This window comes from Achromobacter sp. DMS1, assembly GCF_001270295.1.
This window is the reverse complement of the sequence record NZ_LHSJ01000196.1, coordinates 1-7,939: the sequence shown is the minus strand read 5'-3', so window position 1 is coordinate 7,939 and position 7,939 is coordinate 1. Positions and strand designations below refer to the sequence as shown.

Below are 7,939 nucleotides of genomic sequence, written 5' to 3'. Positions count from 1 at the left end.
GGCGGGCGTCCCCCACCCCGGGCGCCCGCCGCGCCCGCCGGAATCCATATTGCATGCCAGCCTCGACCCCCGATTTTGACTCCGCCTTTTTCCGCACCGCCCTGGGGCGCTACGCCACCGGCGTCACTGTCGTGACCACGGCCGACCTCGAAGGCCGGCCCATCGGCCTGACCGTCAGCTCGTTTAACTCGGTATCGCTGAATCCGCCGCTCATCCTGTGGAGCCTGTCGCGCGGCTCCTCGTCGCTGGCGGCCTTCCAGCAGTGCGAGCGCTACGTGGTGAACGTGCTGAGCGCCGAGCAGATCGCCCTGGCGCGCCGCTTCGCCACCGGCAAGACGCCCGAACGCTATGCCGGCCTTCCCGTACACTATGCGCCCGGCGGCACCCCCATGCTCGACCCCCACTGCGCCGCCTGGTTCGAATGCCACAACCGCAGCCGGTACGAAGAGGGGGACCACCTCATCATGGTCGGGGAAGTCGAGCGTTGCGGGCACAGCGGCGAACCCCCCCTGGTGTTCCACGCGGGCGGCTTCGACCTGACGCCGGCCGGCACGCGGGCCGAAAGGAAATCATCATGAACGCGGACATCGATTGCGTCGTCATCGGCGCGGGCGTGGTCGGACTGGCCATTGCGCGCGCGCTCGCCCTGTCGGGCCGCGAGGTGCTGGTCGCCGAGGCCGCCGAGGCCATCGGCACCGGCACCAGCTCGCGCAACTCCGAAGTCATCCACGCCGGCATCTACTACCCCGCCGGCAGCTTGAAGGCGCGCCTGTGCGTGCGCGGCAAGCACCTGCTGTACGCCTATTGCGCCGAGCGCGGCGTGCCCTGCAAACGGCTGGGCAAGCTCATCGTCGCCACCAGCCCCGAACAAGCGGCGCAGCTCGAAGGCATTGCCCAGCGCGCCCGCGCCAACGGCGTGGACGACCTGCGCCTGATCTCGGGCGAAGAGGCCATGGCCATGGAGCCGGCGCTCTTCTGCACCGCGGCGCTGGTTTCGCCGTCCACCGGCATCGTGGACAGCCACGCCCTCATGCTGGCCTACCAGGGCGATGCCGAGAATGCCGGCGCGCAATGCGTGTTCCACACGCCGCTCGAGTCGGCGCGGGTGCTGCCGGAGGGCGGATTCCAGCTCCAATTCGGCGGCGCGGACGCCATGACGCTGAGCTGCAACGTGCTCATCAATTCGGCGGGCCTGCATGCGCCGTCGCTGGCACGCCGCATCGAGGGCCTGCCGGCCGGAACCATTCCGCGCGAGTACCTGTGCAAGGGCAGCTACTTCACGCTGTCCGGGCGCGCGCCGTTCTCGCGCCTGATCTACCCGGTGCCGCAGCATGCCGGGCTGGGCGTGCACCTCACGCTCGACCTGGGCGGCCAGGCCAAGTTCGGCCCCGACACCGAATGGATCGAAACCGAGGACTACACGCTGGACCCGTCGCGCGCCGACGTGTTCTACGACGCCGTGCGCAGCTACTGGCCGGCGCTGCCCGACCACGCGCTGGCGCCCGGTTATACCGGCATCCGTCCCAAAATTTCCGGCCCGGACGAACCGGCCGCCGATTTCGTCATTTCGGGCCCGGCCGACCACGGCGTGCCCGGCCTGGCCAACCTCTACGGCATCGAATCGCCGGGGCTCACCTCCAGCCTGGCGCTGGCCGAAGAAACCGTGGCCCGCCTCGCGGCCTGACCTTTTTCCTGTCCCATCTCTTTCCGAACCTCATGCAGCACAACGACTACATCCTGACCCTGTCCTGCCCCGACCGCACGGGCATCGTCTACCGCGTCAGCGGCCTGTTGTTCGAATTGGGGTGCAACATCCTGGATTCGCAGCAGTTCGGCGACGAAGAAACGGGCCGTTTCTTCCTGCGCGTGCACTTCGACCTGCCTGTCACCGTGGCGCCCAGCGACCTGAGCGCGCGGCTGAACACCCTGGCCGCCGAATACGGCATGACGCTGCAACTGCACGACGCGCGCCGCAAGGCGCGCCTGCTCATCATGGTGAGCAGGCAGGGGCACTGCCTGAACGACCTGCTGTTCCGCGTGCACAGCGGCCAACTGCGCGCCGAAGTGGCCGCCATCGTCTCCAACCACAACGACTACGCCAGCCTGGCGGCGTCCTACAACATTCCCTTCCACCACCTGCCCGTCACGCCCGACACCAAGGCCGAGCAGGAGCGCCAGGTGCTGGACCTGGTGGAAAAGCAGGGCATCGACCTGGTGGTGCTGGCGCGCTACATGCAGATCCTGTCGCCGGAGATGTGCCGCGCCCTGACCGGCCGCGCCATCAATATCCACCACAGCTTCCTGCCCAGCTTCAAAGGCGCGCGCCCGTATCACCAGGCGCACGCGCGCGGCGTGAAGATCATCGGCGCCACGGCCCACTACGTCACGTCCGACCTCGACGAGGGCCCCATCATCGAACAGGACATCGAGCGCGTGGATCACCACATGACGGTGCAGGACCTGACCCAGGTCGGCAGCGACGTGGAATCCCTGGTGCTGGCGCGCGCCGTGCGCAGCCACATCGAGCACCGCATCCTGCTCAACCGCAACAAGACCGTGGTGTTCCGCTAGGCCCGGTCCCCGCCGGGCGGCGCGCCGCCCTCCAGGCCGAAATGCCGGGCGACCAGCGCCATGGCCTTTTCCTGCAGCGGCGAAGCGCCCGCGCCGGGCCAGATGACCTGGCTCACGGAACGCGCGGTGTGTTCGAAGTCGATGAAACTCGTGCCGGCCAGCCCGCTGCGCGACAGGCAGGCCGGCACGATGGACACGCCCAGGCCCTGCGACACCAGCGAGGCCACGCTCAGCCAGTGGCGCACCTCATGGCGCACTTCGGGCATGAAACCGGCTCCCACGCAAAGCGACAGCACGGTTTCGTAATAGCTGGGCGACGCCGCGCGGGCGAAGAAAATGAAGTCCTCGTGCGCCAGTTCGGCCAGCCGCAGGCGGCGCGGCCCGCCAGCGGATGGCTGGCCGGCAGGCAGACCTTGAAAGGCTCGGCAATCAGGTCGCGCGCCATCACCCCCTCCGGCACCGGATTGGCGTGGATGAATCCCAGGTCCTGCTCGCCCCGGCGCACGGCCTGGATCTGGTCGTGCGAGTTCAGCTCCGCGAGCACGTGCTCCACGTCCGGCAGCTCGGCGCGCATGTCGGCCAGCAGCGCGGGCAGGCCGCGGTACAGCATGGAGCCCACGAACCCGATGCGCAGGCGTCCCCGCAGCCCGGCGTCCACCCGCTGCACCAGCGTGCGCACCTCATCCGCCTGGCGCAGCAGGGTCAGCGCCTCGCGATACAGCACCTGACCGGCGTCGGTCAGCTCCACGTGGCGGCTGGTGCGCGCCAGCAGCCGCACCCCCATGTTTTCCTCGAGCTGGCGGATGGCGTAGCTGAGCGGCGGCTGCGAAATGTGCAGGCGTTCGGCGGCGCGGCTGAAATGGCGCTCTTCCGCCACCGCGACGAAGTAGCGCAGCAGCCGGGGGTCCAGGTCCATGGCGGACTCCATTCATACTTTTTATGTATTGTTCTACACAAAAACGGTATTTGCATAGATCAATACACCCGAGCAACATCAAGGCATCTTTCCCGACTCCCCGCGCAGGATGCCCCTCATGGAACCCTTCGTCAGCCCCCAAGTCGCCGCCGCCACGCCCATTCCCGACTCGCGCGGCCTGAACCTGTTCCGCGCCGACCCGTATGCCGGGCCCCTGGCGCGCCGCTACCTGCCGGCCGACCTGTACGCGCACCTGCTGCCGCACCTGGACCGCCTGGGCGCGCTGGCGGGCGGCCTGATGGACGAGCTGGCCGCCACGGCCGACAAGAACCCGCCCACCCTGTCCGTGCGCAGCCGCGCCGGGGCCGACGAGTCCCGCATCGAAAAACACCCCGCCTACGTCGAGCTGGAAAAGCTGGCCTATGGCGAATTCGGCCTGGCCGCGCTGTCGCACCGCGGCGGCGTGCTGGGCTGGCCCGAGCCCATGCCCGCCGCGGCCAAGTATGCGCTGAGCCACCTGTTCGTGCAGGCCGAGTTCGGCCTGTGCTGCCCCGTCAGCATGACCGACTCCCTGGCCCGCACCCTGCGCAAGTACGGCGATCCGGCCCTGGTCGAGCGGGTGCTGCCCCAGGTCACGTCCCAGGACTTCGACACCCTGCGCCAGGGCGCCATGTTCATGACCGAGCAGGGCGCCGGCTCCGACGTCAGCGCCACCGAAGTGCGCGCCGAGGCCCAGCCCGACGGCACCTGGCGGCTGTACGGCGACAAATGGTTCTGCTCCAACCCCGACGCCGGCTTCGCCATGGTGCTCGCGCGCAGCGAGCCCGAGCCGGGCCTGAAGGGCGTGTCGCTCTTCCTGCTCCCGCGCGACCTGGCCGACGGCAGCCACAACGCCTACCGCATCCTGCGCCTGAAAGACAAGCTCGGCACCCGCTCCATGGCCAGCGGCGAGATCCGCCTCGAAGGCGCCACCGCCTGGCTGGTGGGCGAACGCGGCCGCGGCTTCAAGCAGATGGCCGACATGATCAACAACTCGCGCCTGTCCAACGGCATGCGCGCGGCCGGCCTGATGCGCCGCGCCCTGACCGAAGCCATCTACGTGTCGCAGCACCGCCGCGCCTTCGGCAAGCGCCTGATCGACATGCCCCTGATGCAGCGCCAGCTCGTCAAGATGACCGTCTGGACCGAACAGGCCCGCAGCGTCATGTTCCAGACGGCCCGCGCGCTGGCGGCCGCCGAACAGGGCGAGGCGCCGCCCAGCCTGGCCCGCATCCTCACCCCGCTCATCAAGTTCCGCGCCTGCCGCGACGCGCGCAAGGTCACGGGCGACGCGATGGAAGTGCGCGGCGGCTGCGGCTACATCGAGGAATGGACCGAGCCGCGCCTGGTGCGCGACGCGCACCTGGGCTCCATCTGGGAAGGCACCAGCAACATCGTGGCGCTGGACGTGCTGGCGCGCCATCAACCGGGAGAATTCGCTGCCCGCGCTGCGCGGCCTGGTCGACACGCTGCTGGCCGAAGGCGCGCCCTGCCCGCCCGGGCTGGCCGCCGCCCAGGCCCAGGCGCTGGAGCAGAGCTTCGCCTTCGCCGCCCGCGCGGCCGCGGACGACCGCGCCGAGCTCGCCCGGCAGGCGGCCTCGCTGCTCTACCACGCCGTCTCGCTGGCGGCGCTGCGCTGGGGAGGCCGCCAGCTCCGGGCTGGAAACGCGCGCGCTGCTGGCAGACCAGGTGCTGCTGCACCGCCTGGCCCCGCGCGATCCCTACGCCGCGGCTCCCGACGAAACCGCCGTGTGCCGGGACATCCTGCGCCACGCCCTCTGAGCTTCCTGGCCGCCGGCGAAGGCTCGGCGGCCGGCAACCCCGACGCCGGCGGCACAAGCCGGCGCGTCTTCCACTGGAGAGAGACATGAAACGCTATCTGGCCCCCCTGATGCTGGCCGCCGCCGCGCTGGGCGCGGGCGGCCCCGCCCACGCCGCCGACGCCTACCCCTCGCGGCCCATTTCGCTGGTCGTTCCCTTCCCGCCCGGCGGTCCCACCGACGCGCTGGCCCGCCGGCTGGCCGAAAAACTCAAGCAGCCGCTGGGCCAGACCGTGGTGGTGGAAAACCGCAGCGGCGCGGGCGGCAATATCGGCTCCGAATACGTAGCCGCGGCCAAGCCCGACGGCTACACCATTCTCTTCGGCACCTCCGGCCCGCTGGCCATCAACGTCAGCCTGTACAAGAACCAGAACTACGATCCGCGCACCAGCTTCGCGCCCGTGATCCGCATCGGCCACCTGCCCAACATCCTGGTGGTGCACCCCTCCGTGCCGGCCCGCAACGTGCAGGAACTCATCGCCTACGCCAAGCAGAACCCCGACAAGCTGAGCTACGCCTCCTCGGGCAACGGCGCGTCCTCGCACCTGGCGGGCATTCTGTTCAACCAGATGGCGGGCACCCAGATCATGCACATTCCCTACAAGGGCACCGGCCCCGCCCTGAACGACCTGCTGGGCGGCCAGGTGTCCATGTCGTTCACCGACATACTCACCGCCCTGCCCTATGTGAAGGCCGGCAAGCTGCGCGCGATCGGCCTGGCCGGCGCGCAGCGCTCGGAAGCGCTGCCCGACCTGCCCACGATTTCGGAGCAGGGCCTCAAGGGCTACGACGTGAGCGTGTTCTTCGGCATCGTCGCGCCCAAGAACACGCCGCCCGATGTCGTGGCCAAACTCAACCAGGCGTTCGACGCCGCGCTGGCCGATCCCGCCATCCGCGAGACCCTGCACAGCCAGGGCATCGTCGAAGCCGAAGACCACACGCCCCAAGGCCTGGCGCGCTTCATCGAGGCCGAGGTTCCCAAGTGGCGCGAAGTGATTCAGAGCGCCCACGTATCCATCGACTGACCGGACGTCCGCCATGTCCCCCAAGCTTCCCAATGCCGGCGCGCTGGCCGGCTGCAAAGTGATCGACCTTTCCCGCGTGCTGGGCGGGCCGTACTGCACGCAGATCCTGGCCGACCACGGCGCCGACGTGCTCAAGATAGAACCGCCCGGCGGCGACGAGACGCGCGGCTGGGGCCCGCCCTTCCTGGGCGAGACAGCCTCTTACTTCATCGGCGTGAACCGCAACAAGGACGGCATGACGCTGGACCTGTCCCGCCCCGAAGGGCAGGAAACGCTGCGCCGGCTGCTGGCCGGGGCCGACGTGCTGGTCGAGAACTTCAAGCCGGGCACGCTGGAGAAGTGGGGCCTGGGCTACGACACGCTGAGCCAGGCGTTTCCCCGCCTCGTCCATTGCCGCGTGAGCGGCTTCGGCGCCGACGGCCCGCTCGGCGCCTGCCCGGCTACGATGCGTGCGCGCAGGCCAATGCGGCTGATGAGCGTGGAACGGCGAGGCCGGCGGCGAAGCCACGCGCGTGGGGCTGCCCGTGGTGGACATGGTCACCGGGCTGAACGCCGCCGTGGCCGTACTGCTGGCGCTCAACGAGCGCCACCGCAGCGGGCTGGGCCAGTTCCTGGACATCACGCTCTACGACTGCGCGCTGTCGCTATTGCATCCGCACGCCGCCAACTACTTCTACAGCGGCAAGACGCGCCGCACCGGCAACGCGCATCCCAACATCGCGCCTTACGAAACCCTGCCCACCGCCTCCGGCCCGATCTTCCTGGCCGTCGGCAACAACCGCCAGTTCGCGCTGCTGGCGCAGGCGCTGGAGCGGCCGGCGCTGGCGGCCGATCCGCGCTTCGCCTTCAACGCCGACCGGCTGCGCAACCGCGATGCGCTGCGCGCGGAGCTGTCCGCGCTGCTTGCGCGGCACGAGGCCGCCGCGCTGGCCGACAGGCTGCTGCGCCACGGCGTGCCGGCCGCCGCCGTGCAGACGGTGGACCAGGCGCTCGCCCACCCGCATACGCGCCATCGCGGGCATGGTGCTCGAGCAAGGCGAATACCGCGGCGTGGGCTCGCCCATCAAGCTCTCGCGCACACCGGCCACGCTGCGCAAGCTGCCGCCCGAGCTCGCCCCGCCCGCCGAAACCTGAACGCGCGTTCCGCGACGCCGCCCTGCCGCCCGGCAACCGCCGGGCTTAATGAGATGGTCAGCCCGATCCCCACGAAGCGGTACGCTGAGTGGGGATTGTTCTTTCTGGGAGACCTCTCATGAACACCGTCACGCTGATTGGTATCGATCTGGGCAAGCATAGCTTCCATCTGCACGGGCAGGATGAGGGTCACCAGGCCAAGCTGATCTCGCCCCAGTTTGTGCGCCCCTTTGTGCAGGGCAACAAGAACGACTTCGCCGATGCGCAGGCGATCTGCGAAGCCGCCTCGCGTCCAAGCATGCGGTTCGTGAGCGTTCGCAACGAGGCCCAGCAGACCGTCTCGGCGCTGCACCGTGTACGGGAGTCGCTGGTACGCGAGCGCACGGGCGTGATCAACCAGCTTCACGCCTTTTTGCTGGAGTTCGGCATCAGCC

At 69.5% G+C, this 7,939-nt stretch carries 5 protein-coding genes and 3 pseudogenes; 7 read left to right on the top strand and 1 reads right to left on the bottom strand.

The features are described 5' to 3' along the window. Window positions 1-53: 53 nt before the first annotated feature. From AD428_RS19270 to purU, 3 genes are read left to right on the top strand one after another with little or no spacing between them, the layout of a single operon-like run. On the top strand, window positions 54-578 hold the full coding sequence (locus AD428_RS19270) for a flavin reductase family protein (protein ID WP_053246258.1): 525 nt from the start codon (window positions 54-56) through the stop codon (window positions 576-578). Next, window positions 575-1,684 (top strand): NAD(P)/FAD-dependent oxidoreductase, encoded by a 1,110-nt coding sequence (locus AD428_RS19265; RefSeq protein ID WP_053246257.1) that lies wholly within the window; start codon window positions 575-577, stop codon window positions 1,682-1,684. The genes AD428_RS19270 and AD428_RS19265 overlap by 4 nt, the downstream gene beginning before the upstream one ends. 32 nt (window positions 1,685-1,716) lie before the next feature. After that, window positions 1,717-2,571, top strand: a complete 855-nt coding sequence (purU, locus tag AD428_RS19260) for a formyltetrahydrofolate deformylase (protein ID WP_053246256.1) — start codon at window positions 1,717-1,719, stop codon at window positions 2,569-2,571. Here the strand turns inward: purU and AD428_RS19255 are convergent. Further along, window positions 2,568-3,487, bottom strand: a pseudogene (locus AD428_RS19255) (LysR substrate-binding domain-containing protein). The gene purU and the pseudogene AD428_RS19255 overlap by 4 nt on opposite strands. A gap of 118 nt (window positions 3,488-3,605) precedes the next feature. Here AD428_RS19255 and AD428_RS19250 point away from each other — a divergent pair. From AD428_RS19250 to AD428_RS19235, 4 genes and pseudogenes are all read left to right on the top strand, one after another. Further along, a pseudogene (locus AD428_RS19250) lies at window positions 3,606-5,308 on the top strand (acyl-CoA dehydrogenase family protein). Between the two features lie 85 nt (window positions 5,309-5,393). Further along, window positions 5,394-6,371 carry a Bug family tripartite tricarboxylate transporter substrate binding protein gene (locus AD428_RS19245; RefSeq protein WP_053246255.1) on the top strand — a complete coding sequence of 326 codons (978 nt, stop codon included), beginning with the start codon at window positions 5,394-5,396 and terminating at the stop codon, window positions 6,369-6,371. 13 nt (window positions 6,372-6,384) lie between these two features. Continuing rightward, window positions 6,385-7,505, top strand: a pseudogene (locus AD428_RS19240) (CaiB/BaiF CoA transferase family protein). Window positions 7,506-7,623: 118 nt separating this feature from the next. Continuing rightward, on the top strand, window positions 7,624-7,939 hold a 316-nt coding region (locus AD428_RS19235), incomplete at its 3' end, for an IS110 family transposase (protein WP_152968150.1).

Coding starts and splice junctions, on each gene's coding strand:
- purU (WP_053246256.1), top strand. CDS start 1,717: ATGCAGCACAACGACTACATCCTGACCCTGTCCTGCCCCGACCGCACG.
- AD428_RS19265 (WP_053246257.1), top strand. CDS start 575: ATGAACGCGGACATCGATTGCGTCGTCATCGGCGCGGGCGTGGTCGGA.
- AD428_RS19270 (WP_053246258.1), top strand. CDS start 54: ATGCCAGCCTCGACCCCCGATTTTGACTCCGCCTTTTTCCGCACCGCC.
- AD428_RS19245 (WP_053246255.1), top strand. CDS start 5,394: ATGAAACGCTATCTGGCCCCCCTGATGCTGGCCGCCGCCGCGCTGGGC.